This window comes from Pseudarthrobacter albicanus, from assembly GCF_018224015.1.
Classification (GTDB): Bacteria; Actinomycetota; Actinomycetes; order Actinomycetales; family Micrococcaceae; genus Arthrobacter; species Arthrobacter albicanus.
The window spans coordinates 1-550 of record NZ_JAGPOT010000224.1 but is presented as its reverse complement, the minus strand read 5'-3'; the positions used below and the strand labels follow the sequence as shown (position 1 = coordinate 550).

Here is a 550-nt window from a genome sequence, read left to right as displayed (position 1 = left end):
CGGTGCCGGTGGTGTGGCTGGTGAGGAGCCAGGTGGCGGTGATGTCGGCGCGGAGCTGGCTGAGGGGCCGGGCCTCGTGGGGGCCTTGGAGGGCGCGGGCGGCGGCGGTGGTCCGTTCCCAGATCCCTGCGGCGGTGTCTGCCGGGAGGTAGGCGGAGAGCCAGGCCATGCCGTCCCGGTCCGGGGTGTAGTCGACCCGCCGGTCCCCGGCGCTTTTGGTGTGTCGTTTTTCGATGCTGGCCGGGTGGTGGCGTTCGCGCCAGGTGCGTGCCTTGGCGCGGAACCGGGACGGGACGAGGTCCCCGGCCGGGCACCCGCGGGCGGGGTTCGATGCGTCGGGGTCCAGGAAGTGCGCTTCCAGCGCGGCCGCTCCGGCGGGATCCAGGCTGGTGGTTTCCTCGACGATGATCCGGGCGTGCTGCCAGGAGATCGTCCCGGCCTGAAGGGCCGTCAGGGTCAGCGGCAGAGCGGTCGTCAGGGCCTGGCATTCGGACAGGAGGGTTCCGGCGGTGCGTTTGCTGACGGTCAGGACGCAGGCGACCTCAGCGAC

The 550-nt window shown here is 72.5% G+C and carries 1 protein-coding gene; it reads right to left on the bottom strand.

Translation table 11 applies throughout. The annotated features are described in order from the left end of the window. Window positions 1-550, bottom strand: a 550-nt coding sequence (locus J9611_RS21545; RefSeq protein WP_211883373.1) for a DUF222 domain-containing protein, incomplete at both ends; no start/stop codon positions are given.